General features: G+C 59.1%; 25 protein-coding genes. 8 read left to right on the top strand and 17 right to left on the bottom strand.

Going from position 1 to position 26,684, the window contains the following annotated elements:
- Complete coding sequence (locus K3767_RS10585) at nucleotides 1–549, top strand: NUDIX domain-containing protein (protein ID WP_221173549.1); 549 nt, start codon at nucleotides 1–3, stop codon at nucleotides 547–549.
- Here the strand turns inward: K3767_RS10585 and K3767_RS10580 are convergent.
- From K3767_RS10580 to K3767_RS10570, 3 genes are read right to left on the bottom strand one after another with little or no spacing between them, the layout of a single operon-like run.
- A complete protein-coding gene (locus tag K3767_RS10580; RefSeq protein ID WP_255592395.1) occupies nucleotides 541–1,917 on the bottom strand; it encodes a sigma-54 dependent transcriptional regulator in 1,377 nt (458 codons plus the stop codon). The genes K3767_RS10585 and K3767_RS10580 overlap by 9 nt on opposite strands.
- Nucleotides 1,878–3,131 (bottom strand): HAMP domain-containing sensor histidine kinase, encoded by a 1,254-nt coding sequence (locus K3767_RS10575; protein WP_221173548.1) that lies wholly within the window; start codon nucleotides 3,129–3,131, stop codon nucleotides 1,878–1,880. Before K3767_RS10575 ends, K3767_RS10580 begins: the two co-directional genes overlap by 40 nt.
- Entirely contained in the window at nucleotides 3,089–3,463 is a 375-nt protein-coding gene (locus K3767_RS10570; protein ID WP_221173547.1) for a hypothetical protein, read from the bottom strand. The genes K3767_RS10575 and K3767_RS10570 overlap by 43 nt, the downstream gene beginning before the upstream one ends.
- A 230-nt stretch (nucleotides 3,464–3,693) precedes the next feature.
- On the opposite strand from K3767_RS10570, the gene K3767_RS10565 reads away from it, so the two are divergent.
- A complete protein-coding gene (locus K3767_RS10565; RefSeq protein WP_221173546.1) occupies nucleotides 3,694–4,122 on the top strand; it encodes a YMGG-like glycine zipper-containing protein in 429 nt (142 codons plus the stop codon).
- 16 nt (nucleotides 4,123–4,138) lie between these two features.
- The gene (locus K3767_RS10560; RefSeq protein WP_221173545.1) at nucleotides 4,139–4,501 is read left to right on the top strand and encodes a hypothetical protein; all 363 of its coding nucleotides are present in this window, start codon (nucleotides 4,139–4,141) and stop codon (nucleotides 4,499–4,501) included.
- A 2-nt stretch (nucleotides 4,502–4,503) separates the two neighbouring features.
- Here the strand turns inward: K3767_RS10560 and K3767_RS10555 are convergent, their stop codons facing one another.
- Entirely contained in the window at nucleotides 4,504–5,139 is a 636-nt protein-coding gene (locus K3767_RS10555; protein WP_221173544.1) for a phosphoribosylanthranilate isomerase, read from the bottom strand.
- Between the two features lie 15 nt (nucleotides 5,140–5,154).
- Between K3767_RS10555 and K3767_RS10550 the strand changes: the two genes are divergently transcribed.
- Complete coding sequence (locus K3767_RS10550) at nucleotides 5,155–5,433, top strand: hypothetical protein (RefSeq protein ID WP_221173543.1); 279 nt, start codon at nucleotides 5,155–5,157, stop codon at nucleotides 5,431–5,433.
- On the opposite strand, the gene K3767_RS10545 is transcribed toward K3767_RS10550, so the two are convergent.
- On the bottom strand, nucleotides 5,427–8,006 hold the full coding sequence (locus tag K3767_RS10545) for a pitrilysin family protein (RefSeq protein ID WP_221173542.1): 2,580 nt from the start codon (nucleotides 8,004–8,006) through the stop codon (nucleotides 5,427–5,429). The genes K3767_RS10550 and K3767_RS10545 overlap by 7 nt on opposite strands.
- Nucleotides 8,007–8,294: 288 nt before the next feature.
- Here K3767_RS10545 and K3767_RS10540 point away from each other — a divergent pair, with 288 nt between their 5' ends.
- Nucleotides 8,295–8,477, top strand: coding sequence for a hypothetical protein (locus K3767_RS10540; protein ID WP_221173541.1), 183 nt, complete (start codon nucleotides 8,295–8,297; stop codon nucleotides 8,475–8,477).
- Nucleotides 8,478–8,696: 219 nt separating this feature from the next.
- Here K3767_RS10540 and K3767_RS10535 read toward each other — a convergent pair whose 3' ends face one another.
- The 12 genes from K3767_RS10535 to K3767_RS10480 all read right to left on the bottom strand — a co-directional run bounded on the left by K3767_RS10535 (nucleotide 8,697) and on the right by K3767_RS10480 (nucleotide 24,021).
- Nucleotides 8,697–10,073, bottom strand: coding sequence for a M48 family metallopeptidase (locus K3767_RS10535; RefSeq protein ID WP_221173540.1), 1,377 nt, complete (start codon nucleotides 10,071–10,073; stop codon nucleotides 8,697–8,699).
- A gap of 107 nt (nucleotides 10,074–10,180) precedes the next feature.
- Nucleotides 10,181–11,806 carry a chaperonin GroEL gene (gene groL, locus K3767_RS10530; RefSeq protein ID WP_221173539.1) on the bottom strand — a complete coding sequence of 542 codons (1,626 nt, stop codon included), beginning with the start codon at nucleotides 11,804–11,806 and terminating at the stop codon, nucleotides 10,181–10,183.
- A gap of 32 nt (nucleotides 11,807–11,838) precedes the next feature.
- Nucleotides 11,839–12,129 carry a co-chaperone GroES gene (gene groES / locus K3767_RS10525; RefSeq protein WP_221173538.1) on the bottom strand — a complete coding sequence of 97 codons (291 nt, stop codon included), beginning with the start codon at nucleotides 12,127–12,129 and terminating at the stop codon, nucleotides 11,839–11,841.
- 89 nt (nucleotides 12,130–12,218) lie between these two features.
- The gene (locus K3767_RS10520; RefSeq protein WP_221173537.1) at nucleotides 12,219–14,117 is read right to left on the bottom strand and encodes a hypothetical protein; all 1,899 of its coding nucleotides are present in this window, start codon (nucleotides 14,115–14,117) and stop codon (nucleotides 12,219–12,221) included.
- Entirely contained in the window at nucleotides 14,114–14,551 is a 438-nt protein-coding gene (gene lspA, locus K3767_RS10515) for a signal peptidase II (protein WP_221173536.1), read from the bottom strand. The genes K3767_RS10520 and lspA overlap by 4 nt, the downstream gene beginning before the upstream one ends.
- A 1-nt stretch (nucleotide 14,552) precedes the next feature.
- Nucleotides 14,553–17,369: an isoleucine--tRNA ligase gene (ileS, locus tag K3767_RS10510; protein ID WP_221173535.1), complete on the bottom strand. Its 2,817-nt coding sequence runs from the start codon at nucleotides 17,367–17,369 to the stop codon at nucleotides 14,553–14,555.
- Nucleotides 17,370–17,445: 76 nt separating this feature from the next.
- Nucleotides 17,446–19,272 (bottom strand): GGDEF domain-containing protein, encoded by a 1,827-nt coding sequence (locus tag K3767_RS10505; protein ID WP_221173534.1) that lies wholly within the window; start codon nucleotides 19,270–19,272, stop codon nucleotides 17,446–17,448.
- Nucleotides 19,273–19,330: 58 nt separating this feature from the next.
- Nucleotides 19,331–19,945 carry an RlmE family RNA methyltransferase gene (locus tag K3767_RS10500; RefSeq protein ID WP_221173533.1) on the bottom strand — a complete coding sequence of 205 codons (615 nt, stop codon included), beginning with the start codon at nucleotides 19,943–19,945 and terminating at the stop codon, nucleotides 19,331–19,333.
- Complete coding sequence (proC, locus tag K3767_RS10495) at nucleotides 19,938–20,744, bottom strand: pyrroline-5-carboxylate reductase (protein ID WP_221173532.1); 807 nt, start codon at nucleotides 20,742–20,744, stop codon at nucleotides 19,938–19,940. Before proC ends, K3767_RS10500 begins: the two co-directional genes overlap by 8 nt.
- Nucleotides 20,745–20,958: 214 nt before the next feature.
- A complete protein-coding gene (locus K3767_RS10490) occupies nucleotides 20,959–22,422 on the bottom strand; it encodes a bZIP transcription factor (protein WP_221173531.1) in 1,464 nt (487 codons plus the stop codon).
- Between the two features lie 63 nt (nucleotides 22,423–22,485).
- The gene (gene mdh, locus K3767_RS10485; RefSeq protein ID WP_221173530.1) at nucleotides 22,486–23,412 is read right to left on the bottom strand and encodes a malate dehydrogenase; all 927 of its coding nucleotides are present in this window, start codon (nucleotides 23,410–23,412) and stop codon (nucleotides 22,486–22,488) included.
- Nucleotides 23,413–23,427: 15 nt separating this feature from the next.
- Nucleotides 23,428–24,021, bottom strand: coding sequence for a DUF3334 family protein (locus tag K3767_RS10480; protein WP_221173529.1), 594 nt, complete (start codon nucleotides 24,019–24,021; stop codon nucleotides 23,428–23,430).
- A gap of 68 nt (nucleotides 24,022–24,089) precedes the next feature.
- Here K3767_RS10480 and K3767_RS10475 point away from each other — a divergent pair, with 68 nt between their 5' ends.
- The 3 genes from K3767_RS10475 to K3767_RS10465 all read left to right on the top strand — a co-directional run bounded on the left by K3767_RS10475 (nucleotide 24,090) and on the right by K3767_RS10465 (nucleotide 26,673).
- Nucleotides 24,090–25,397: a class I SAM-dependent RNA methyltransferase gene (locus K3767_RS10475; RefSeq protein WP_221173528.1), complete on the top strand. Its 1,308-nt coding sequence runs from the start codon at nucleotides 24,090–24,092 to the stop codon at nucleotides 25,395–25,397.
- A 12-nt stretch (nucleotides 25,398–25,409) separates the two neighbouring features.
- A complete protein-coding gene (locus K3767_RS10470) occupies nucleotides 25,410–26,168 on the top strand; it encodes an RNA methyltransferase (RefSeq protein ID WP_221173527.1) in 759 nt (252 codons plus the stop codon).
- Between the two features lie 109 nt (nucleotides 26,169–26,277).
- Nucleotides 26,278–26,673 carry a hypothetical protein gene (locus K3767_RS10465; RefSeq protein WP_221173526.1) on the top strand — a complete coding sequence of 132 codons (396 nt, stop codon included), beginning with the start codon at nucleotides 26,278–26,280 and terminating at the stop codon, nucleotides 26,671–26,673.
- Nucleotides 26,674–26,684 lie beyond the last annotated feature (11 nt).

Raw genomic sequence — 26,684 nt, 5'->3', positions numbered from 1 at the left:
ATGGCCAAACGGGGACGTAAGCGCAAAGACAGCCCGGAGGGGATGCTTCTTGAGATGCTCGAAGTGGTGGATCACCAGGGGAATACCATGGGACTCCTTCCCCGTGGGCAGATTCACGAACAGAAGCTCTTTCACAAGGCCGTACATGTTATGATCTTTAATCCCAAGGGGGAGCTTTATCTGCAAAAACGCTCCCGTCTCAAGGATGAAAATCCGGGCAAGTGGGACTCCTCGGCCTCCGGCCATGTTTCTCCCGGGGAGCCCTATCCGGTGGCCGCCCGGCGGGAACTGAAGGAGGAACTGGGGCTACTCTGCGGTCTTAAGGAGATAGGCCGTCTTGAGGCCTCCCCGGAGACGGGATACGAGTTCGTGGTGCTTTTTAAGGGCACTACCAGGAAGGTACCCCGTCCCAACCCCATGGAAATCGAGGAGGGACGCTTTGTTTCTCCGGAGGAGCTTGAACACTGGTTAACTCAAAGTCCCGAGGATTTTACTCCTACCTTTCGACTCCTCTGGGATCGGTATCGACGCAAACTTCTTTCAAGATAGACCGTATTTTTCAATCTTGTAGCGCAGGACTCTTTCGGAGAGCCCTAACATTTCGGCGGCCCGGGTCTTGATTCCGCCGCTCTTTTTGAGAGCTTCTTCGATACGCTTCCTTTCGAGGAGTTCCACTGCCTCCGGAAGGGGGCGACGAAAGAGTTCCGCCAGGAGGTCTTCGGTTCCGGGAGGGGAAAATAACAGATCGCCGGCGGTTATTAAAGGCCCTTCGGTCAGGATGACCGCCCGTTCCACGGCATTCTGAAGTTCCCGCACATTTCCGGGGAAATCATAGCTCCAGAGGAGCTCCAGAGCCTCCTTGGAGAAATCCTCCACGGGTTTTCCGTAACGGCGGGCGTACTTTTTTAAAAAGAACCGGGCCAGGGGCAGGATGTCCTCCCGCCTCTCCCGGAGGGGAGGAATATGGATGGTGATGACCGCCAGGCGCCAGAAAAGATCCTCCCGGAAGGTCCCTTTCCGGACCATCTCCGATAGGTCCCGATTGGTGGCGGCGATCACCCGGGCCCTGGAGCGGAGTTCCTTCCGGCCTCCCACCCTCCGGAAGGTTCCGTCCTGAAGCACCCGAAGTAGCTTGGCCTGAAGCGAAAGGGGCAATTCTCCTATTTCGTCCAGAAAAATGGTTCCCTCTCCGGCCTCCTCAAAGAGTCCCGCTCTGGCCCGATCAGCCCCGGTGAAGGCGCCTTTCTCGTGACCGAAAAGTTCAGATTCCAGGAGTCCCTCCGGAATGGCTGCACAGTTTATCTTAAGAAAGGGAGAGTTGCGTCTGGGGCTCAAACGGTGGATCAGACCGGCCAGGACCTCTTTCCCGGTGCCGGACTCTCCGGTGAGAAGCACGGTGGCTTCGGTGGGGGCCACCCGGGCGATGAGCCGCAGGATCTCCTTCATGGCCGGACTCTCGGCCACCACATCCTTCGCCTCCGGGATCCCGAGTTCACTCAACTTCTCCCTGAGTCTTCTTACCTCCCGCCGCAGACGGAGTTCCGAAAGGGCCTTTTCCAGAACCAGGGTCAGTTCTTCCAGGTTTACCGGCTTGGTTAGGTAGTGATAGGCTCCCAGTTTCATGGCCTCCACGGCGCGTTCCACCGTGGCAAAGGCCGTAAGCATTACTATAGCGGTGAAAGGACTCCTCTCTCTTATTTTCGGAATAAGTTGCAATCCGTCCGTATCCGGAAGACGCCAGTCCAGGATTACCAGCTCGGGTCGATGCTCCGCCACGATTCGGAGGGCCTCGGCCCCGGTTGGGGCCTCCCGGACCCGAAAACCCTTGCGCTCAAGGTACTTCCCCAGGATTTGCCGCTGGGCCTCCTCGTCCTCCACTAGGAGGACCGCGGGAGCCTCATCTCGAAGCATACCCATTTCCCTCCCTCCCGGAGATCCACCCGTCCTCCGTGGGCCTCGGCCACCTGTTTCACTATGTAAAGTCCCAGTCCGAAACCGTCTCTTTTGGTGGTGAAAAAGGGCTCAAAAATCCGGGATCGTAGTTCCTCGGGAACCGTGGTGCCGGTATTGCGGACCGAAAAACATATTTCATTCCCCCGGGGAAAGATCCGTAGCTCCACCTCGTGCCCTTCGGGGGCCGCGAGGGCATTTTCCAGAAGGCTCGAAAGTGCCCGGTAGAGCCAGCGGCGATCAGCCCGGCACTCCCGTACTCCCTCGTTTTTGATCCGGAAACGGATTTTTCGGGCCTCCGCCCTCGGACGAAAACGGGCTGTGAGCTCCGAAAGAAGATCCTCCACCTCCACTGGTTCGGGATGGATCTCGAACCCCCGGGAAAGGCGGAGAAGCTCCCCTGTAAGTTCACTTAACCGGCGAATCTCCTTTTCGAGAAGGGGTCTATACTCCCGGGCCGACTCCGGATCCTCAAAGATGTATTGCATTCCCATGGAAAGGGTATGCAGGGGATTTCGGATTTCATGGGCGATCATCGCCGAGAGCCTGCCCATTGCGGCAAGTTTTTCCGACGCCGAGAGTCGTCGCTCCAGGTTTTCCCTTTCCCTTTCGAGTCTCCTGGTGTAAAGATAGGCGAAAAGAAGCAGCAGGAGTCCTCCGATCAGCACCAGGCCTCCGTATTCAAGGGCCTCGCGGAAGAGTCTGATCTTAAAGGTATTTTCGAAAGCCGCGGTGATCCGAAAGTAGCGTCCGGGCACGAGCTCGCTTTCGCGACACAGAAAAAAGAGCCCGTCTCTTTGATAACCCTGCACACAGATAGGCCAGGGTGGCGCTCCGACCCCCTCGGGAAAGGTGTCCAGCAGGGGACGCCCTTTTTCGGAGACCCGGACACCCACCAGCCCGGGATCACTCTGGAGCTCGTCGGTAAGCCAGGCCAGATTCCGGAGGAAGGCCGGAGGATCTGGAAGCACCCTCAGGAGCTCCAGGTATCCGGAAAGACGTCCCTCTATAAGGCCCAGGGCCCTTTCGGCCTCAAAACGCTGATGGAGGGAGAGGGTGTGGCGAATGATGAAGAGTTGCAGAAAGAAGGTTCCCACCAGGAGAAGCGCCCCGGTGAGAAAAAAACGGAAACGCAGGGTTACCATTCCTCTTCCGAACTCCCTCTTCTCCAGAGCGGCCATCCCCGCTCATCCCGCAGCCGCAGGCGCCCCGCTGGCGATTCCAGGGTTTCGGGAATAAGCACCTCCCCGCATCGCCATCCCTTCACTAGCACCTTCTCTCCGGGATTCAATTCCAGCCGCAACCGGTGCCAGAAGCGGTAAGGCCCCATCCGGATATAAAGCATCTTCCCCGAAGAGGTGCGGAGCGTCAGAAGGGGCGGACGCCACTCCACCACGCGTCCCACCACCAGAACCTTCTTCCGCCAGCAACACCCCCTCTCCGCCCCCCTCAGGGGAACATTTCCGTTTGCGAAGATCAAGACCAAAATCAGAAAGCTCAGACGCACTATCATCTCTTTAATTTTATGCAGGATCCGTGCCCTCCACCAGGCTTTAAGATTTCTCGGTCCCGTAGACCCCCTTCGACAAAATCGTCGAAAGGACCGGAAGACATTGTCGAACCACCACCTCGGGTACCCGGGAGGCCTTTTTCACGGAACCGTTGGAGGATCGCGCTTTCCGGCTTCTGGCACGATCCTTGTTTATACCTCCGGCAGACTCGCAACAGAAAGGAGGTGAGCCCGTGAGAAACGCTATGAAGCCTCTGGTTCTTCTGGTGGCGGGAATTCTCCTTTCCGCCTCCGCCTGTACCACCACTCAGGGCAGTGCTCCCTATCAGGGGGCCGGTCTGGGGGCGGCGGTGGGGGCGCTTTCGGGGGCTCTCCTCGATCACCACAACCCCTGGCGCGGAGCGGTGATCGGCGGGGCGATCGGAGCCACCCTGGGCGGAGGCCTTAGTGCCATCAGCTCGAGGGCCAGTGCCCGGGCCGTAGCCAACGGACGACCGGTGGTCTATCGGCAGGGGAACGCGGTGGTGGAGGCCACACCGCTGGACTACAACCAGAAGACCTACTGCCACAAAGTCCACAAACGGGTGTGGCGCAACGGACAGCTCGTCACGGACCGGATCGAGGAGGTCTGTGAGGGAAGCAAGACCGGAAACTACTATTAATCCAAGGAGGTGCGTTATGCAGGGAAGAAAGACATGGATTCTGGGTGCGATGATGGTTTTACTTCTGGCCGCGGGGATGGGATTTTCCGAATCCGGGCCCTCCCCCTCCCCGCCCCAAAAGGCCGTCCGTTCGGATTCGGGCCCACCCGCGGCCACTTCTCTCTGGAGATACTGCCGGGGAGTCAATCCGGATAGTTCGGCCTGCCGGGAAATGATGAACTACATGCGCGGCCACTGGGAGAAGATGCGGGAATTGCGGGAAAAGGTCTGGAAGGATATGAAGGACTACTGTGAGAAACACCACGAGGAACGTTTCTGTCAGAGGATGCGGTCGGGTGAAGCGTCGGCTCCCGGATGTCCCAATTGCTGGCACCGGTAAAATCAAAAACCTTCCAGCGCGGCGAAAAGGGCCCGGAGTTTCTCCGGGTCCTTTTCGCCCGGTCTCTTTTCCACTCCGGAGTTCACATCCACGGCAAAGGGGCGAACCTTCCGGACGGCTTCTCTTACATTTCCGGGACCCAGTCCACCGGCCAGGATAATCGGCACCCCCAGGGTGCCGGCCCGGGCGGCAAGGTCCCAGTCCAGAGTTCGCCCCGTTCCCCCGGGCACTCCCTCCACATAGGGCTCGAGGAGAATCGCCCTAACCACTCCCCGGTAGGCCCTGATCGTCTCAAGATCCTCCGGCCCCTTTAATCTCAGGGCCTTGATCACCCGGGGGAAAAATCGGGCACAGAGTTCCGGGGGTTCCTGCCCGTGGAGCTGAATCAGGTCCAGCCCGACTCCGAGGACCACTTCCTCTATCCGTTCCGGTTCCTCGTTTACGAAGACCCCCACCGTGGTCACGAAGGGAGGTAGCCCTTGCACGATCTCCCGAGCCTTTTCCGGAGGAAGGTAACGGGGGCTCCCCGGATAAAAGATGAACCCCAGGGCCGAGGCCCCCAGGGATACCGCAAGGAGCGCGTCCTCCGGTCTGGTAATGCCGCAAACCTTGACCCTTACCTTTTCGGTTCCTTTCATGCTATTTTAGAAGCCATGAAGAATTTTCGAGAGTATCTCTTCGGAGGGATCCTTCTTCTTTTCTTCAGTATTCGCTACTATCCCGGGTATCCGCAACGCACGCTGCTCGCCACGGGAAAGTTTCTGGTGGCGGTGATTCTCTACGGTCTGGGGGTTGCCTTTCTCTGTAAGTGGGCCATCCGGCAGTTTTTCAAAAAGGAGCTCGTGTGGGAGAACTTTTTTAAAATAGCCCTCTGGGCCGCGGTGATCATGTCCTTCGGGGAATCGCTGCGCCATTACTTTTATCCCTATTGACCCCCGGCGGGCTCAAGGATTACCAGTACATAAGCGTCATTCCGGAGATATTTTTGGGCCGCCTCCTGCACCTCCTCCCGGGTAACCCTTTTTATTCCCTCAATGTAACGATAAAAGTAGTTGAATCCCAGGCCCAGGGCCTCGTTCAGGGCCCGATCCATGGCCTGAGAAAGATTGGTTTGGAGCTCGGTTTCGTAGCTGCCCACGAGCCAGTTTTTGGCCCGGGCGAGTTCCTCGTCGGTGATACCCCTTTCCTTGATCCGGGCGATTTCGTTCCACAGCCCGGAAAGGGCCTCGTCTTTTTTGTCCGGGGCGCAGGCTATGTAAAGGGCCAGTGAACCCGTGTTCACCCCCAGGGTTAGAAAGGAGGTCACCGTGTAGGCCAGGGCCTTTTCGTCGCGAAGGGTGCGAAAGAGGCGTCCTCCCTGTCCGGCCAGGACGGCGTTTAACACCTCCAGGGCATAACGATCCCGATCTCTCAGCCCCACCGCTCTGAATCCCAGGAGAATGTGGGTCTGCTCCGCCTCCTTGGTAACGGTGGTTATTCGTGGACCGGAAAGGGCCGGGGGTTTCTCGTCCCGGGGAAGAGGCTCCGGAGGGGCCTTCCAGTCCACGAGTTTCCGGGAAAGTTCCCTCAGGACCTCCTCGGGATCCACATCGCCCACGATGGCCAGCACCCCGGAATCCGGACGCACATAGCGGGCATAGGCCCGCCGCAGGGTCTCCGCGGTGACCTTCTCGAAGAAGTCCCGGGATCCGAGCACATTAAGGCCGTAGGGGTGGGGGGAAAACATAACCCGGTAGAACTCTTTTAGAGCCACCTGTACGGGCTGATCGTCCTGCCGCATGAGGGCGGAGATGAGCTCCGGTCGGGCACGATCCACCTCGGTCTCGGTGAAGGCCGGCTCCCGCAGGACCTCCAGGAAGAGATCCAGCCCTTCCCGGAAACCGTCGGAAAGGAAGGTGGCCTCAAGCCCGAAGGTGTTGCGACCGGAAAATCCCTTGATCTTTCCCCCGAGGGATTCCACCAGGCGGGAAATCTCCTCGGCGGAGTGTTTGCGGGTTCCCCGGGGCCAGACGGTCACCAGAGCCCGGAAGAGCCCGTTGGTCTCCGGGGTCTCGTAACGCAATCCCCCCGGGAAGACCAGGGCCATGGCTACGGAGGGCACATCCCGCAGGGGTAAAATAACCACCCGCAGACCGTTGGACAGCTTGCGATAGACCGGGGGGATCACCGGACCGGCTTCGGTGGGGGTTATCCCCTGGGCCTCGAGTTCGGCCTCTTCCACCAGGCGTTTCAATTCCCCCGGGGAGAGTTCCCCCTGGCTGGTGAGGATTCCGGCCACCACCCTGGCGGGATCGAAGTACTTCTGGGCCGCGGCCATGAGGTCTTGAGGTTTCACCCGGCGCACGGCCTCCATGTAACGATCCGCTGCCGCGGGGTCCCCGGCCACCATCTCAAAGGTGCCGAGCTTCCGGGCCTCGCCCTCCATGGTCTCCCGGCTGTACACGAAGTCCGAAAGTACCTGGATCCTGGCCCGGCGAAGCTCCTCCTCGGACACGGGCTCGTACTTGAGCCGGAAGACCTCCACCAGGGCCTCCTTAAGGGCCGCCTTCAGGTTCTCGGGAGAGGCGGTGCCGTAGACCTCGAAAAGTCCCGGTCCGGCCGGGGTGAAGGCCGCGGCCTCAATGCTGTGCACCAGCCCCAGGCGCCGGCGCAACTTCAAATAGAGCCTCGAGGAGTGTCCCTCCCCGAGAAGGGCCGCCATCACATCCATCACCGGGGCCTCCGGATCGGTAAGCCGGGGAGCGGGAAGAACTATCTCAAAGTAGTTCTCCTCCACGCCCTTGTGCACGGTAACCGCCCGGGGTTCCTTCACATAGGTTTCCTCCGGAAATTTGACCTCCGGGGGTTTGCGCGCGGGAACCCCTCCGAAATACCTCTCCACCAGCGCCAGAGTTTGAGAGGCATCCACATCCCCCACCACCACCACCGCCATGTTGGAGGGGACATAATAGCGGTGCATGTAATCCAGAAGATCCTTTCGGGAAAGGGCCCTGACCGTTTTTTCGTAGCCTATGATGGGACGCCGATAGGGATACTTTACATAAGCCGCCTCCAGCACCCTCTCCGAAAGTAAAATCATGGGACGGTCCTCGCGCATCCGCATCTCTTCGAGAACCACCTCTTTCTCCCGCTCCAGTTCCCCGGGATCGAAAGCGGGATGGAAGACCGCATCGGAGAGGATGTCCAGGGCGGTCTCCAGGATGTCCCTGGGCCCCACGATGTAATAACAGGTGTAATCGTAGGAGGTGAAGGCGTTGATGTAACCTCCTTGGGCCTCGATGGTCTCGGCAATCTCGCCGGGGCCTCTCCTCTCCGTGCCCTTGAAGATCATGTGTTCGATAAGGTGCGTAATTCCCGCTATCTTTTCGTCCTCGTAGGTGCTGCCCACCTTCACCCAGACCTGGACCGCCACCACCGGGGCCCGGTGATTCTCCTCCACGATGGCCACGAGCCCGTTTTTCAATGTTTCCCGCCGTATATCCCCGGATCGCTTTTCCGCAGCCATGACCGTGTTACCTAAAGTTCCCAAGCACAAAAAGAAAAATATCCACAAAAGACCTGCCTTTTTCATACATGGCTACCCCCTGGGCTTTCGAGTCTAAAAGCTTACCCATTTCTTCCCCGGTTCACAACCCACGGGGCCAAAATTTCCGGTTAACCGGAAATCAGGGCCCCGCGGGATCAGTAAGGCTTAATTGTTCAGTTGGTTCGTTTCCAGCACGAGGTCTCGTCGTCCATGCCCGGATTGCCGGAAAAACGAGTTATCTGATAAAATACCGGGGGAAGGATGATTATGATCCGTCGTAAGTTAGGAGAGCACTTCTTTAACGCCGCCCTGGTTATTCTTGGCACGGTGATACTTCAACCTATAGTGACCAATAAGTTTTCTCCCTGGCTTTTAGCTTGCGGATCTACGGCTTATGTTATAGCTTTAAGTTTAGGAGCTTTACTTTTGCGGAGAAAAGAAAATGATTGAAGCCTCTGGATACATAGCTGCTATTATTGCTATGGTGGTAGGGGCCTGGATAGCCCTCAAAATCGCTTCCAGGAAAGAAAAGCGCCCTGCTCACTGATCCCCTTTAGCTTTTACCGGTCAATCCAGTAATCCTGATTTTCAGTTGGTTCGTTTCCAGCACGAGGTCTCGTCGTCCATGCCCGGATTGCCGGAAAGCTCGTTTAAGCAGAAAGACGGGGATCAGGACCTTTCCGGGGAAGACGAGGAAAGCTTATCCCGAATCTCCTTTCGCAGGGGATCGTCGGGAGGCAGATATTTGAGGGCCTTACGATAGTGGTAGTTGGCCACCTTGAGGTCTCCCTTGAGGAAAAAGTATCGGGCGAACTGGTAATGGGATCTTCCCTCCCGGCCCAGGTCCGAAAGAAGTCGGCCGTAGTAATAATGAAAGTCGGGGAGGTCATCGAGTTTTTTGGCGAGACCGGAGAAAAGAACGAGGGCCTTTGTGTTCAGCCGGAGTTCCTGGTAGGTGCGGGCGAGCAACCACCGGGCCCGTACGGCCTCGGGATGACGGCGGAGATAGTCCTCAAGAAGCCCCCGGGCCTCCCGGTAATAACCGGCCGAAAAGTAGACCTCGGCCAGATCCAGCCGAAAGTAATCCCTTTTCGGGTAGGCCCGCACCACTTTTCCCAGTTCCTCGATGGCCTCCCGGAAAAATCGGGCCCGGGCCAGAGCCATCCCCAGTCCGTAATGAAGAAGCGGATCCTCCGGGGTCATCTTAAGAGCCTCGCGATAGCGCACTACCAGGGTGCCGGGATCGTGGGTCTCCACCTTGAGACGCACCTGGAGCCGGCGCAGGTAAAGGGGATCTTCCGGCACGCGTCGGCGGGGGCGATACCTGGACGCGAGCGTCTCCAGATAGGTGATTCGCTCCGGCGGAGCCGGATGGGTGAGGAGATAGTTGGGACCGGTTTCGGTAAGGAGCCACCGATGACGAGCGATCTTGTTCAGGATGGAGAGGAAGGCCGAGGGATCGTAGCCGGCTCTGACCAGGTACTCGAATCCCATCCGGTCGGCCTCTTCCTCTTCGGCCCGGCTGTAGGCGAGGGCCCTGGTGATGGCCAGCGAGGTGGAGGTCACGGCTATGGCGTTTCCGGCCTTGCCCCCGCCCAGTAGCAATCCCGCCAGCGTCACCGCTCCGACGGCGATCTGCAACCGCTTCAACGCCTCCAGCCGTCGGGCCACATGCCGGGCCTGAACATGGGCGATCTCGTGGGCCATTACCGCGGCCAGTTCGTCCTCCCGGTCCACCTCCTCGATGAGACCGGAGGTGAAAAAGATGTACCCTCCGGGGAGGGCGAAGGCGTTTAGGGACGAGTCTTTAAGTACATAAAATTTAAACGGGAAATAACGAGGACCGGCTACCGCTAGCAGACGCTTGCCTATTCGGTTTAGATATTCGATGACCTCCGGATCCTGAACCAGTTCGGCTTTCGCCCGGATCTGGGTCAGGATTTTGCGCCCCAGTTTGGCCTCTTCCTCCGGGGAAAGAATGGCCAGGACCGGGGGCCGGGGAAGAAGCAGGCTAAGGGAAAAAAACAGAAGAAAGAACTTCCTCACGGACTCATTCTAACATTCCCCCCTCCATCCACAAGGTCCCGATAAAAACGAAAAGGGGCGGGTCTGCGCCCGCCCCGGGTTTTCCGGTGTTCCGCACGAAGGAGGTCTTAGAACTCAGGCGGGGTGTTTCCGCCGCCTTTCTCCTCCTTCTTGGGCTTTTCGGCCACCATGGCCTCGGTGGTGAGCAGCAGCCCGGCGATGGAGGCCGCGTTCTGAAGGGCCGAACGGCTCACCTTCTTCGGATCGATCACCCCGGCCTCCATGAGGTCCTCAAACTCGCCCTTGGCCGCGTTGAAACCGCGGTTTCCGTTTTCGGCCTTCACCTTCTCCACGATGATGGAGCCCTCAAAGCCCGCGTTTTCGGCGATCTGACGCAGCGGCTCCTCCAGTGCCCGCATGATGATCCGCACCCCGTGCCGTTCGTCGGAGTCCTCGAGCTCGTTAAGGAGCTTCTCCAGGGCCGGGAGACAGCGGATGTAGGCCGTGCCGCCTCCGGGGACGATACCCTCCTCCACGGCCGCACGGGTGGCGTTGAGGGCGTCCTCCACCCGGGCCTTCTTCTCCTTCATCTCGGTCTCGGTGGCCGCCCCCACATAGATCACCGCCACGCCACCCACCAGCTTGGCCAGCCGCTCCTGAAGCTTCTCGCGGTCGTAGTCCGAGGTGGTCTCCTCGATCTGGGCCCGGATCTGCTTCACCCGCGCCTCGATGTCCTCCTTCTTACCGGCACCGTCAATGATGGTGGTGTGCTCCTTGGTGATCACCACCCGGCGCGCCCGACCGAGATCCTTGAGCTGGGCGTTCTCCAGTTTGAGCCCCAGCTCCTCGGAGATCAGGGTCCCGCCGGTGAGAATGGCGATGTCCTGAAGCATGGCCTTCCGGCGCTCACCGAATCCCGGCGCCTTCACCGCACAGCAGTTGAGCACCCCCCGCAGCTTGTTCACCACCAGCGTGGCCAGCGCCTCGCCCTCCACATCTTCGGCAATCACCAGGAGCGGTTTTCCGGCCCGCACCACCTGCTCCAGCACCGGAAGGAGGTCCTTCATGGCACTGATCTTCTTGTCGTGGATCAGAATGTAAGGCTCCTCGAGCACGCACTCCATCTTGTCCGGATCGGTCACGAAGTAGGGAGAGATGTAGCCACGGTCAAACTGCATTCCCTCCACTACATCGAGATAGGTCTCGAGGCTCTTAGACTCCTCGACGGTGATGACCCCCTCCTTGCCGACCTTGTCCATGGCGTCGGCGATGATGTTACCGATGGTCACATCGTTGTTGGCCGAAATGGTGGCCACCTGAGCGATCTCCTGACGGTCCTTGCAGGGCTTGGAGAGCTTCTCCAGCTCCTTAACCACCACATCCACGGCCTTGTCGATGCCCCTCTTGAGGGCCATGGGGTTCACCCCCGCGGCCACCAGCTTGGAACCCTCGCGGAAGATGCACTGGGCCAGCACCGTGGCCGTGGTGGTCCCGTCTCCGGCCACATCGCTGGTCTTGGAGGCCACCTCCTTGACCATCTGGGCCCCCATGTTCTCGAACTTGTCCTCAAGCTCGATCTCCTTGGCTACCGTCACGCCGTCCTTGGTGATGGTGGGAGACCCGAAGGTCTTCTCGATGATGACATTGCGCCCCTTCGGACCCAGGGTGACCTTCACGGCATTGGCCAGCTTGTCCACACCGATGAGAAGCTTTTCCCGGGCCTGTACATCGTAAATGATCTCCTTCGCCGCCATATCCTCACCTCCCTATCGAAAATTTTGAATTTTTATTCCTCAATGATGGCGAGCACATCGTCCTCGCGCATAATGAGGTATTCCTCGCCCTTGATCTTGACCTCGGTTCCGGCGTACTTGCCGAAGAGGATCTTGTCCCCCTCCTTCACCGTGAGGGGCTGCTTCTGACCGTTTTCCAGAATCCGACCCTCACCCACCGCGATCACCTTGCCCATCACCGGCTTCTCCTTGGCCGTGTCGGGGATGATGATTCCGGACTCGGTCTTCTCCTCCTCTTCCAGACGCTGAACCAGGATACGATCGTGAAGCGGCTTGATCTTCATAGCAACCCCCTCCTTCAATCAAAATTTTTGTTAGCACTCACTTAGTTCGGCTGCTAATATAATCACTGGGGGAAGGCGCGCAAGGGGGGTCAGCGGCGAGAGAGGGCCAGAAGTAGGGAGAGCACCAGAACTCCCAGGGAAGCCCACAGGAAGGAGGAAAGACCCAGGGGCAGGTAGGCAAGCGCCTCCGGGAAAAGGGCCGAAACGAGAGGAGGGATGGTGAAAAACAGAACGAAGAGCAGAGTCTCCCCCAGAAGAAAGACCGTGAGGAAGGTGTGGAGCTGTTTACGGAAAACGAGTCTGGCCTCCAGCTCCCTCTTTCCCTCTTCCAGCTCCTCGAAAAGGCGCTTTATGTGCTCGTATTCCCTTAAAAGTCCGGGAAATTCCCGGACCGCGTCCTTTCCCAGACGGTGTTCCGTCCGGGTGAGCCTTTCGCCGAGCTCCTGGAGTTTCCGTCCCCAGGATCGGGCCTCGGTCTTATAGGGATAACGCTGCCAGTAGCGCTTCAGCTCCATGTAACGCCGGTACTGGTCCGAAAGTCCCTCCCTCAGTTCCCGAATCTTGCGATAGGTGTAGCCCTTCATCTCCAGGGCCAGTTCCGAGGCCCGGAGGGCCACCCTTTCCAGGTCGTAGAAAGACCCCTGATAGATCTCTTCCCGCAAACGCCGTATTCTGTCCTCGAGGTCCGCGCGTTCCTCCTCGGAAAGAAGACCCTTCAGGCGATGAAGTTCGTCCTCGGCCTCGCGAATGGCCGAAAGGGCCTGGGCCTGCTTCTCCTCCTCCCGGCTCAAAAGTTCCTTCTCCAGAGTCCGGGCCAGGGGCAGAAAGAAGGGTTCCAGGAAGGCCAGACCGTAAATGATCGGGTGTCCCAGATAGGCCCGGAGGGGCTCTATCCGGCGTGCCGTCCCTCCGAGAAGAAAGCTCATGCGAAGGCGGAGATAGGCCGCCGGATGGAAGGATGAGTCCCGGCGCAGGGCCTCGGCGTAGGAGCGTTCGGCGGAGGTATAGTCCCTCTGCCACTCAAAGACTCGACCCTTCCATACCAGAGCCGCGGCCTGCACCAGAGGGGGAAGTCCGTCAAGGGGCAATTCCTCCAGGTAGTAGAGGGCCTTTTCCGGATCTCCCTGGAGCACTCCCACCTGAACCATACCCAGGAGTCCCTGAGGGTTATCCGCTTCGGCGAGAAAGCGCTTTTCCGCCTCGCCCACTTCGCCGTTTATAAGACACTCGAGACCGATCTGCAGATTGCCCCCTTTCCCGGGTATTTCCTGGCCCAGCGAAAGGTTGGCAAAGCGGGCTCCCTCCGGGGCCCTGTAAAAAAGGACCCGAAGAAAAGCCGGAAGGAGATAGAAGTGGCGGGCATAGAGCCCTAAGAGGTTCTCCGAGTCCAGTTTCCCGGATAGTATTTCCCCGGCGAGCCTGGGACCGAGATCCCGAAGAGGGATCTTGAGATAGCCTCGGAGGGCCTTTCCGGGGATTATCTCCCTTATTCCGGGGCAGCTCGCGGTGGAATGCCAGGGCAGACCGCAGTAGAAACAGGGGGCATGCTCCCCCACCCAGAGGAGATCGCGCACCGAAAAAAGGGTGTCCGGAGGGGTGGTGGAGGGTAATCTTACCTCAAGAAGATCGCCCTGCCTCTCCGTCCCCACCACGATTTCCGCCCTTTTGGCGGCCTCCTCCACCTCTTTCTGGAGCTTCGAATGGAAATAGATTCTCCCGGGCCTTGTCCAGCGGGGGGGATTTCCCTCCGGGAAGAAGGTAAAGGGGAAAGGGGCCTCGGCCAGTTGACTTTCGAAAAGCCTGCGCAGCGACGAAAGGGCCTTTTCCAGCTCCGAAAGGCGATCCGGGGTAAAGAGAAAACTTTCCCCTTCCCGGGGAAGAGCCCCGGAAAGGGTACGCAGAACCAGGGCCCGAAAGTCGTTTTCCCTCCCCGGGAAAAGGAAAGAAGTCAGCCTTTCGTGGAAGAAAAGACGCAGTTTTTCGCTCAAGACCTCAACCTCAGGAGGTAGACCCCCACTCCCAGGGTTATGGCCGCGTCGGCCAGGTTGAAGGCCGGCCAGTGATAAGCTCCCCAGTGGAGGTCCACGAAGTCGAAAACCGCTCCGTGAAGGATCCGATCCACGGCGTTGCCCAGAGCCCCTCCGGAGATCATTCCCAGGGCCACCCTCCTCCCTCTATCCTTTTCGGTTCTTCCCAGGTAAAGGATGAGCCCCCCCGCCGCAAGGCCGAGAAGCGACCACACCCATAGTCCCATCCACCCCCAGTCCCGAAAAAGACCGAAGGCCACGCCGGGGTTGCGTACCCGAACCAGGTTCAGCAGACCCGGGACCAGGGAGAGACCCGCCGGCGGAAGCCATCTTTCCAGGAGAAACTTGGTGAGGAGATCCAGAATCAGGATCCCCAGGGCCAGACCGTAGATCACCTTAACCCCCGCTCAGCCTTCCCTCCTCCGCCAGCCGGCGCACCACCCGGGTGCATCGGGCGCAGAGTCCGGGGAATTCCCGGTCTTCCCCCACCTCCGGGCGCCACTGCCAGCACCTTTCGCACTTGCGTCCCGGGGCCCGGCGCACCAGCACCCGGAAATCCGGGACTTCCTCGCCCTCGAGGAGCACCTCCCTCGGACCGGCCGCGGGAAGCTCCTCCCTCACCTCAAAGGAGGAAACGATGACGAAGTAGGCCCACCAGTCGGGGTCGGAAAAGAGTTCCCGTTCGCCTTCCGGGGGACGCACCAGCACCTGGGCCTCGAGGGAGCTCCCTATGAGCTCGGTCTCCTTGCGGGCCACCTCCAGGGCCCTGGTCACCTCCCCGCGGAGGGTAAGCAGCCTCCGCCAGCGTTCCCGAAACCCCCGGTCGGGCTCCGGCCAGGAGACCTCGGGGAAGGAAAGGAGGTGGACGCTTTCGGCCTCACGCCGGAAGGGGAAGTGTTGATAAAGGTCCTCGGCGGTAAAGGAGAGCACCGGGGCCATGAGACGCACCAGCGCCGAAAGGGCGTGATACAGGACGGTCTGCGTGGCCCGACGCCGGGGATCCTCGGGATGATCGCAGTAAAGCCGATCCCGGTTTATGTCGATGAAGAGTGAGGAAAGCTCCACCACGCAGAACCGATGGAGCTCGTGCACCACCAGGTGAAATTCGTAATCCTCGTAGGCCCTCCGCACCCGCCGGATGAGCTCACCCAGCCGGAGGAGGAGATAGCGTTCCAGCTCGGGGAGTTCCTCCCAGGAGACCAGGTGTCTTTCGGGGTCAAAGTCGTGAAGCACCCCCAGGAGGTAGCGACCCGTGTTGCGGATCTTGCGGTAGGCCTCCACCAGATGCCGCAGGATCTCCTCGGACAGCCGGATGTCCTCCCGGTAATCCTCCGAAGCCACCCAGAGACGAAGGATCTCCGCGCCGTACTTCTCGATGATGTCCTGGGGGTGAATGACATTGCCCAGGCTCTTGGACATCTTGCGTCCCTGGCCGTCCACCACGAAGCCGTGGGTGAGGACGGCCCGGTAGGGCGGCTCACCCCGGGTGCCCACGGCGCAGAGGAGCGAACTCTGGAACCAGCCCCGGTGTTGATCCGAGCCTTCCAGGTAGAGGTCCGCGGGGAAGGCCAGCTCCGGGCGCCTTTCCAGAACCGCGGCAAAGGACACCCCGGAGTCGAACCACACATCCAGGATGTCTTCTTCCTTGCGAAATTCTCCGGAGCCGCAACGGGGACAGCGGGTGCCCTCCGGTAGCAACGCCTCCGCCGGAAGTTCGAACCACGGGTCCGTGCCTTCCCTTTCGAAGAGGGCCAGGACCTTTTCGTAATACCTCTCCTCCCGGAGGATTTCGCCGCAGGCCCGACAGATAAAGACCGTAATGGGTACCCCCCAGGCTCGCTGTCGGGAAAGACACCAGTCCGGCCTCTTTTCCACCATGCCGCGGATGCGTTCCCTTCCCCAGCGGGGGATCCAGCGCACCCTCTCGATGGCGGAAAGCGCCTTCTCCCTCAAGCCCCCCTCATCCATGGAGATGAACCACTGTTCGGTGGCCCGGAAGATCACCGGTCTCTTGCAGCGCCAGCAGTGGGGATAGCTGTGCGTTACCTCCTCGGCGTGAAGCAGGTGTCCCTTTTCCCTGAGGAGGGCGATGATTTCCGGGTTGGCCTTAAAAATGTTCCGACCCCCGAAGATGGGAAGCTCCTTTTCGAAGTGCCCGGTATCGTCCACGGGGGAGTAAACCTCAAGCCCGTAACGGAGACCGCTCTCGTAGTCCTCCTCACCGTGGCCGGGGGCGATGTGCACGCATCCGGTTCCGGCCTCGAGGGTCACATAGTCGGCGAGGATCAGGAGGCTTTCCCGATCGTAAAAGGGGTGGCGGACATGCTTGCCCTCCAGCTCGCGTGGATCCACCCGCCTTATTACCTCCGGGAGGTCTCGATCCAGCTCGGCGCAGAGGGCGGAGAGGCGTCCTTCGGCCAGGATCAGCACCTCCTCGTTCCAGCGCACGGCCACATAATCGAACTCCGGATTGAGGGCCACGGCCAGATTGGCCGGAAGGGTCCAGGGAGTGGTGGTCCAGATGAGCACCGCGGAGGTTTCCGGGAGGTTCAGGGCCCTCAGGGCGTCTTCGGCCAGAGGGAACTTCACATAGATGGAGGGGGAACGGTGATCGTGGTATTCCACCTCCGCCTCGGCCAGCGCGGTTACGCAGTGGGTACACCAGAAGACCGGTTTCTTGCGCCGGTAAACCCGTCCGGAGACGAGAAAACGCACGAATTCCCGGGCTATGGTGGCCTCGTAGTCCGGGCTCATGGTGAGGTAGGGATTTTTCCAGTCTCCGAGCACCCCCAGGCGCCGGAATTCCTCCCGCTGGATGTCAACGAAGCGCCGGGCATAGGCCCGACAGTGTTTCCGGATTTCGTTTTTGGGAAGTTCTCCCCGACGCACGCCGAGTTCCCTTTCCACATTGAGCTCGATGGGCAGTCCGTGGCAGTCCCAGCCCGGCACATACGGAGCCCGGTAGCCCATCATCCGGCGGCTCTTGAGGATGATATCCTTGAGGACCTTGTTCAGGGCCGTGCCCATGTGAATGTGCCCGTTGGCGTAGGGTGGCCCGTCGTGAAGGACGAAAAGAGGGCCTTCCCGACGGTTCAGTTTTTCATAAAGGCGGATCTCCTCCCAGAAATGCAGAAACTCCGGTTCCCTCTGGGGAAGTTTCCCTTTCATGGGAAAGTCGGTTCGCGGGAGATTCAGGGTCTCCTTCCAGTCCATAGAACGCACCCTCCTCGAGTAGTAGCCTTCCCTTACTTAACCCGGAGAGGGCCGAAATGACAAGGAGGACCGGGGTTTAGTATTCCTCAAGAGGCCACATGTCCGGGGTGAAGCGCACCACCCGGTTGCGCCCCATCTCCTTGGCCTTGTAGAGGGCCACATCCGCGTACTTTATGGCTTCCCAGATCCCCTGGGCGTCGGTGGGAAACTCGCTCACCCCTATGGAGATGGTGCGTTGAATCGTTCCCCCGGGCACCTCGAACTTGTGCGCCTCCACCGCTGCCCGCAATTTTTCGGCAATTCTTACCGATTCTCCATCACGACAATCAATCAGGAGGATTAAAAATTCCTCCCCTCCGAAACGAATTACCAGGTCGGATTGACGCACATTGGATTTGAGTATCCTCGCGGTCTCCTTGAGGATCAGGTCTCCCACATCGTGTCCGTACTTATCGTTGACGGACTTGAAGTAATCCAGATCGGCCATAAGGATGCCCATGGTGGTCTTGCGGCGCAATATTCCGGCCACAAGCGTGTCCAGGGTGGCCTCGAGGAAGCGGCGGTTGTAGAGGTCGGTCAGGGCATCCTTCATGGATTGTTCTTTAAGGGTGGCTGCGTATCTCTTGGCCTCCAGGACCGGAACCGTTTCTTCTATGTATTCCTGAGCCAGTCGTAACTTCTCCTGAATGCTCTTGCGTTTTCTTACGGAACTTTCCGGAGGGAGAAGAAACTGGACCACTCCCACGCACTGTCCCCCGTACATCATGGGGATACAGAAGTGGTCCGCCTCGTCGGACCAGAGGAACATCTTGCAGATCCGCGGGGCCTCAAGGGAACTTACTATATGCCCGGTCCTCTTGGCCCGGCAGAGATTGGCGTTTATCAGTTTTTCCGCATTAACCTCCAGGTCTTCGGGGGAGGAATAGATTACCTGCATGGTATTCTGTGAATTAGAGACCGAAAAGATGACGAAGGTCTCAAGCCCCAGCTCCTTGAATACATGGGCCAGGCGTCCGTAAATTTCGTCCACCTCTTCGTCTTCTTCTATTAGATGTTTGAAGGTGGAAAGGGCACTGTATTTTCCGATCAATTCATTGACCGCGTTGGTCAAATTACCTATTTCGTCGTTGGCGTAGTAACTCAAATGACAGGATTCCGGATCGTCTAGACATCTATAAGCAAGTTCCCCACGGGTTAATCCTCGAATTCGTTCTGCCACCCTCCGTAAGGGGATGACTACCATGGCTATAAAAGCCACCGCTCCCCATATCATGAAGAAAGCGAGAACTCCTCCTATGACCCACTTCAAGCGTGCAGTCTGAACAAATAGTTTTTCAAGATGTTTACGAAAAGAATATTGAGTATGAAATCCCCAGGAGAGAATCTGATTGAAGTCCTTCTCGATAGCTTCAAATTCATTGGCCACAGTTTTCGGTGATAGAGAACGATCGGTTAATAACTTTTCCACACGCTGATAGGCATCTTCGAGCAAGGGATATATACTTAACTGTTTGACTTTGGAGGGAAACTCAAAAATAATGTCCCCGTTGTTCTGAGAGCTCACCCTATACACTCCTCCCTTTACGGCGTGTCTCAGCATGATTTCCAGAACCGAAAGGTTATAGACGAAATCCGGGGAGGAAGGGTTCAGATGTTTCAAATTTTCGAGATAAAGAAGCCCTTCTCGGGCCATACTTTCATAGATGTATCCTGGGGAATCTATCAGGTGAAAGTAGGTTCGCTTTAGCTGGTAATAAAGGTATATAGCCATAATTGAATTGACCACCACACAGGCTCCTATTACCACTCCCATTTTCCAGAAAAGACTCAATCTCAACAGGGGCTCCAGAAGCTCCCATAATTTTTTACCGAGCCGATCTTTACAGGCTTTCGCAGATTTCATTTTTCGGGCCTCCGTTCTAATTCTTTTCAGATGATTTCCTCAAAGTCAAATCCGTATTTTATAAGGATTTGCCATGAGTTACAGAAAATCCGATAATAAAAACTTCCCGGCTACCGGAGCGGGTACTTGTGGGGCGAAAGACTTTTATACGCTGGAAACACCTTTTTACCTCCTCTCTAAACCCGGGGGTGCGTTCCCCCTCGAATATTTTGACCATGAAATTCCCTCCGGGGGCGAGAAGCTCCCGGGCCAACGCGAGGGCCCGGCGGGCCAGGTGGAGGGACCGAAAGTGGTCCCCGGAGCGATCTCCGGTGGTTTTGGGGGCCAGATCGCTCAGGATCACATCGTAAGATCCCTTCGGAGAAATTTCGCGAAGCTTATCCGGGACGATCTCGAAGACATCTTCCCGGATGAAGACGAAATTCGGGGCCGAAATCTTTACCGGGCTCAGGTCTACTCCCACCACCAGTCCCGCCGGGCCCACTACCTTCAGGGCGTATTTACTCCAGGCCCCCGGGGCACATCCCAGATCCAGAACCACATCCCCTGAAGAAATGAGACGATACTTCTGCTGCGCCTCCTTGAGTTTGTAAACCGAGCGGGCCGGAAAACCCTCCTCTCTGGCCCTGCGGGAGTAATGATCGGCCCAGGGGTTCTTTTTCTTTCTAACCACGGGAAAGTTCCCTGGAACGAGTGGTGGCCCTGGCCACCGCCTCCATAACCGCTCCGTGAAAGCCGCGTTCGGCCAGCGCCTTAAGCCCGGCTATGGTGGTTCCTCCCGGAGAGGTCACCATGGCCTTCAGACGGTAGGTATCCTCACCGGTTTCCTTCATGAGCCGGGCCGCCCCGAGAACGGTACTCACGACAAGGCGTTCGGCTATTTCCCGGGGAAGCCCGACGAGCACCCCTCCGTCCACCAGGGCCTCGACAAAAGCGAACACATAGGCCGGACCGCTTCCAGAAAGCCCCGTTACCGCGTCGAAAAGTTCCTCCGGGAGACGGAAGGTTTCTCCAAGGGCGGAAAAGATCCTTTCGGCCATTTCGAGGTCCTCCTCCGAGGCCCCACCTCCCTTACACAGAACGCTCACCCCGGAAAGTACCAGGGCCGGCGTGTTGGGCATGACCCGCACCAGGCGGGTCTCCTCCCCCAGAATATCCGTCATGCGCGCAAGAGGGACTCCCGCCGCCACCGAGATCAGGAGGGGATTGGCATCCCTTACCGCCTCCCGGATCTCCTCGAGGACTCCCGGAAGAACCGCCGGTTTCACCGCAAGAATAATTACCTCCGAGCGGCGTACCGCCTCGGGATTGTCAAACAGGACCCGCACCCCGTAGGTCCGCTCGAGATACGCCCTTCTTTCCTCTCCCGGGGTGGAGACCAGGACCTTTTCCGATCGAAAAATCCCCGCCCGAAGCCCTCCTTTCAGGATGGCTTCGGCCATCTTTCCCCCGCCTATAAAACCGACTTTCATGGACTTAACTTTAACAGGACATTTTTATCTTAATTCCCTTCCGGCGTTCAAACTCCCTTCCGAACTTTCGAAAAAAGCATCCATGTATTTTAAAAATTCTACCCTCAAGGCAGGATTTCCTCAATGCCGAAAAAATGGCCGCAGAAGTTATTTGGGCATTACTAGAGAAAAGGCCGGAGGGGCCTTCCCTCCGGCCTCTCGGATGTGTCGATTCCTAGAAGAAATAGTAAAAGCTCGCCATGAAGCGATTCAGTTTGCCGTCGTCACCGTCGGACTTGCGGTAATCGCAATCGATGTACATGTATTCCCCGCCCACGGCGAACTCCCTGGTGAACCGGTAGATGAAGTTGGCGTAATACATCTGCTGCTGAAGGCGGGCGCCCTTTACATACTTGAGATCGCCGTCGTCGGGGTTGTCGATTCCCCAGCCGAAGTGGGTGACCAGCTCGGGTGTCCAGAAGATCTCAAGCTCCACATACCCGCCCACAGCGTCGATTTCATCGACATCTACGATCTTTCCGCCCCCGGTAAATTTACTTCTCAGATCGGTTACATATAGACCGTTATCCAGTTTAAAACGCGTTCCCTGATTGACGCCCCCCGTGTAGTATCCGTCCAGGTTGGTGCCGGTCCAGATTTCGCCCAGGATGAAGGCCCTGCGGGCGAAGGAAAGGGGGATGGGGAACTTGGCCTCCAGGCCTAGGGAGTAACTGTCGGCGTCCTCCACGCCGTCCACCGTGTCGTACTCCTCCTCGGAGTAATGTCCCCAGACGGCGATGAGGGCCGGCTGTCCCCATATTTTGGTGGTATAGGAGATACGTCCCTCGAAACCCGGATATCCGGCCCGGTCGGAAGGATCCTCATCCCAGATGATGCCCTCCATGCGCGGGAATCCGTAAGGCTTTTCCAGGGCGGCCTCAAACTTCAGCCGTCCGCCGGAAAGATCGAACCACTTGGATACCCGGATCTGGGGCATCCGGTAACCGATGTTCCCCATGAAGGTCCCGGAGGGAAAGTTCGAGAGATGAGGATAGAGCTGGGAGATGGTCATCCAGTCAAGCCCGGCAAGCAACTGCCAGGTACCCTTCTCCACTCCGAGGAAGACGCGCCTGGCCCGAAGGGGAGAATGGTTGGGGTTCCAGGGAAGGGTGTCCTCCCCGTGGCTCTGCGTATAGAAATCCATTTCGAACTTTCCGAAGAGCTTCCAGTTTCCATAGTATTTCCAGAGGTTAAAGCCGAAACGGCTATGCCGGAAGTTGATGGTGAAGGTGGAATCCGATCCGTACTTGTGTCCGCCGCGGAGATTGTGTTCGGGGAGCACCCACAGGACATACTCATCACCCACGGCGTTAGCATCCTGCCACACGGCGTCGATCTTAAAGAAGCCGTAAAAATCCACCCCGCTGGGTTTGGAGCCGTAGGCTCCCTTGCTGAAGAAGCTGTGTTTCCCCTTGCTCGGGGCCGTGATCAGGGCCCGGGCCGGAGCCGGCGCCCGCTGAGCCTTGAGCTTCTCGAGCTCGCTGCGCAGCTCCGCGTTCTCCTTCTTGAGTTCCTTTACCTCCCTGAGGAGCTCCTGCACCAGGGCCCGCAGGTCCTCATCCCCGGAAGACCCCCGGGCCAGCCCCGGGGGCACCACGAGCAACCCTAAAAGGATCAGAAAAACCAACCCCTTTCTCACCTTGCACCTCCTCCTGCCGGAATTTGCTCTCTCATAGCAAAACGACCAACTTCTGGCAAGTTCTTAGAGCCCGGTGAGGGCCATCTGTTTCCTGACGGACTCCACCGAGGCCTTAAGGGCCTTCCGTTCCTCCTCGGTCAGTTCAAAGGTGAGAACCCGTTCCAGTCCCCCGGCCCCGAGAACCACCGGCACCCCGATAAAAACCTCCGAAAAACCGAACTCCCCCTCAAGCCACACCGAGCAGGTGAACACCCGCTTCTCGTCCCGGAGCACGGCCCCGGCCATCTCCACCGCCGCAAGCCCCGGACAGGTGAAGGCGCTTCCGGTCTTGAGGTAGCTCACGATCTCTCCGCCTCCCTTGCGGGTCCGCTCCACGATCTCGGAGATCTTCTCCGGGGGAAGGAGGTCGGTGACGGGGATGCCGGCCACATTGGCGAGCCTCGTGAGGGGGAGCATGTGGTCCCCGTGGATGCCCATCACCAGGGCCTGCACATCCCGGGGGGAGACCCCCAGGGCCTCGGCGATGAAGTAGCGATAACGGGCCGAATCCAGTACCCCGGCCATGCCCAGGACCCGGTTTCGAGGGAACCCCGTGGTACGAAAGGCGGCATAGACCATGGCATCGATGGGATTGGTCACCACGATGAGGATGCTTTCCGGGGCCAGGTCCCGAACCGCCTCGGCGCAGGAACGGACGACCTCCAGGTTGGTGCGCAGGAGGTCCTCCCGGCTCATGCCGGGTTTGCGGGGCCGGCCCGCGGTGAGGATCACCACATCGGAGCCCTTGAGGGCCCCGAAATCCTCCGTGCCCCAAACCCGGCAGGAGAACCCGTAGACCGGGGCGCTCTGGGCGATGTCCAGGGCCTTGCCCCTGGCCAGATCCGGCACGATGTCGATGAGGACTATCTCCTCGGCCACGGCTTTAACCGCCGCCCAGTGGGCCGCGGCGGTGCCCACGGCTCCGGCTCCTATAATGCAGAGTTTGGCCATTTGCTAGCCTCCTTTTTATCCAAATTGCGCCAGGATCTCGTCCACATCCACCTCCTGAGGGGCCTCCAGGGGGATGAACTCGGTCTGCTCGAGACCAAGCTCCACATAGAAGGGAGCGCTGTCCTCGGTGCGGAAGGAGAGACGGCGGCACTGGGGCCGGTCGATCATGGTGTTCAAAAGCAGGGTTATGGTCTGGTTTATGGCGATGGCCCGGGGCTGACTGTTCCGGGCGGTGAGTCCGAACTGCTGTTCGATCTTGCGCCGCACCGCCCCGATCACCTGGTTGACCATTTCCCCGATGAAGTTCACCACCTCGTCGGAGGTGTAATCCCGGGCCAACTCCTCTTCCGGCATCCCCATGAAGGTCATGGCCCTGCGGTAGAGTTCCAGGGCGGCGGCGCCGGAGAAGTTCATGCAGAAGAGGCCGTTGTAGTCCCCGGTGAATTCGATGAAACACCCCAGATCCGGCTTGAGGCTTACCATGGGCACCCGCTGAACGGTGGGGGCGTAGCGAATTCGGGAGCCCGTGGCCGCCTCGAGCACCTCCTTGACCGCCTCGCAGGTGAGTTTGGCGATCTGGTTGACCGTGCCCAGCCTCTTTTCGGCCATGGCCGATTGCCTCCACTCGTTTTATACTAGGCTCCTACCACAAATCCGAAAGAAAGACAATTTCCGGGATGCGGGTAGAGATAGAGAGGATCGTGTACGGTGGGGAGGGGCTGGCCCGGCTGCCGGACGGCCGGGTGGCCTTTGTGCCCTGGGTGGCCCCGGGGGAGGAGGTGGAGGTCCGCGTACTCCGGGAGCATCGTGATTATGTGGAGGCCGAGCCCGTGCGTATCCTTTCCCCCTCGCCGGATCGGGTGGAACCGGTCTGCCCCCGTTACGGAACCTGCGGAGGGTGTCAGCTGCAGCACCTCCGTTACGAGGCCCAGATCCGGATCAAGGAGGAAATGCTCAGGGAGATCCTCAGACGCCAGGGGGGTCTTTCCGGGGACCTGGTGGAGACCGTGGTCCCTTCGCCGCGGGAATTTCGCTATCGCAACCGCCTGCGCTTTCATGTGGAGCCCGGAACCGGGGGGCTCGGTTTCGTGCGGAGGAAGAGTCACGATCTGGTCCTGACCAGAGAATGTCTCCTCGGGGACGAAGCCCTGAGCCGGGTGCTTTCGGCCTTCGTCGAAAGCGACGCCTGGCGCCGCCTTCAGGCCTTCGCCAAACGGGTGAAGCTGGAACTCTCTCCGGCCGAAGGGCTGGTAACGATCCTCTTCTGGATCACCGTGGAGCCCCCGGCCGGGGATGTGGAGGCCCTTTCCCGGGAGCTTCCGGGGGTAAAGAGCGTCTTCTACTGGGTGCGCGGGCCGCGACCCCGGGGCCCCTTCCCTAAAGACGCTCCGCACGGAGGCCGGAGGCTCTTCCCCGTGCCCGAAACCATCTTCCCGGAGGCCGATTCCCCCCTTTATTATGTCCGTCCGGGGGTCTTCACCCAGGCCAACTGGGAGATAAACCTCCGGATCATGGAGGTCCTGCGTCCCTACGCCCGGGAGGTGGATCGGGTGCTGGATCTCCATTCCGGAATGGGTAACTTCCTCTTTCCCCTGGCCGCGCTGGTGCGCGAGGCCCTGGGGGTGGACACCGATCCCGGGGCCATAGAGGACGGCCGCTACACCGCGGAGAGACTCGGGCTGGCGGATCGGGTGCGCCTCGAAAGGACCACAGCCACCGAGGCCCTCATCGAGACCTGGAAGGCCGCGGAGACCTATCCTCTGGTGGTGCTGGATCCTCCCCGGGGCGGATGTCGCGAGCTCATGCGCTACCTCCCCGAGGTGGCCACCCGGCGCATCCTCTACATCTCCTGCGACCCTCCGACTCTCGCCCGGGATCTCAGGCTTCTCCTTCAGGCGGGCTACGAGGTGGAGCGGGTGATCGGCTTTGACATGTTTCCTCAGACCTATCACCTCGAGGCCCTGGCGGTGCTTCGAAAAAGATAGGATCGGATTCTGATGCAGGTACGCATTAAGACCAGGGAGATCCGGGCTCGTCTGGAAAATCTTGCGGTGGTCATGGTCGATACCCTTTATCCCGAAAACATCGGGGCTGCGGCCCGGGCCTGTGCCAACTTCGGGGTGTCTCGTCTCGTTCTGGTTCGGCCCCGGGATCTCAATCCGGAAAAGATGCGGGCCATGGCCACGCGGAGCGGACTCCCCGTGCTGGAGCGGATGCGCGTTTACCGGGATCTGGTGGAGGCCCTGGCGGAGTTCAATTATGTGGTGGGAACCACCGCCCGTCTGGGCAAACAGCGCAAGGTGCACGAAACCGTCAGGGAAATCGTGCCCAGGATCGTGGATCTTTCGCAGAACAATCGCATAGCCTTTCTTTTCGGAAACGAGAAGTGGGGGCTTACCAACGAGGATCTATACCACTGTCACACGGTGATCACCATTCCCACCACGGAGAAGGCTAGCCTCAATGTTTCCCAGGCGGTGGTCATCGTGCTCTACGAGATGTTCTGCGCCTCGGCGGAGGTGGAACTCCCCAAACCGCGTCTGGCCACCGTGCGGGAGCTCGAGGTCATGTACGAGATCATTCGCCAAACGCTCAAACGCATCGACTATGTCCCCCACGACAACGAAACCCTCTGGATGACGACCATTCGAAGATTTTTGTCCCGCCTGGATCTTACCGCACAGGAGGTTCGGGTCATTCAGGGTTTTTGCAAACAGCTCCTCTGGGCCCTCGAACATCCCCGCCCCGAAAAATAGCATCGGATCGTGTTCTAAAAGGACTTGGAGGATCGATCCCTTCCGAATATACTTAAAAGTAGATTAACTTTAGTTAAAATTTAAAAACATGTTACCAGGGGGTTAAGCGATGCGCCGGATGGTGACGATCCTTCTAGCCTCCGCGTATCTTCTCACCGGCGGACTAAAGGGTGCCGTGGTCCGTGCTGAGTGGAGACCTTCCCTGAGAGTGCTTTCCCTTTTCGGTGAAAGGGGGCTGACCTGGCGCCTCCTCCCGCAGGGAGAAGACGCCTGGACGCTGGTTCTTTCCCGGAAGGGAGAGAACCGCCGATATCGACTGTATATCAAAGACGGTGCTCTCCTCGTAAAAGGCGAAGAATTTTCCGGAAAGTGGCCCCTAACTGAGACCATTCGGGTGCGCAAGGTGCACGGCGGGCACCGCCTGGAGCCGATCCCGTCCCGGGTAGTCCTGCGTCTCCCCGGACCGAAAGGAGAGGTCCGCCTTCTTCTCGAAATTCGTCGCTAGGATCCCCTCCG

The sequence above is a fragment of the Thermosulfurimonas sp. F29 genome (assembly GCF_019688735.1).
Lineage (GTDB): Bacteria > Desulfobacterota > Thermodesulfobacteria > Thermodesulfobacteriales > Thermodesulfobacteriaceae > Thermosulfurimonas_A.
This window is presented reverse-complemented; position numbering and strand designations above follow the sequence as displayed.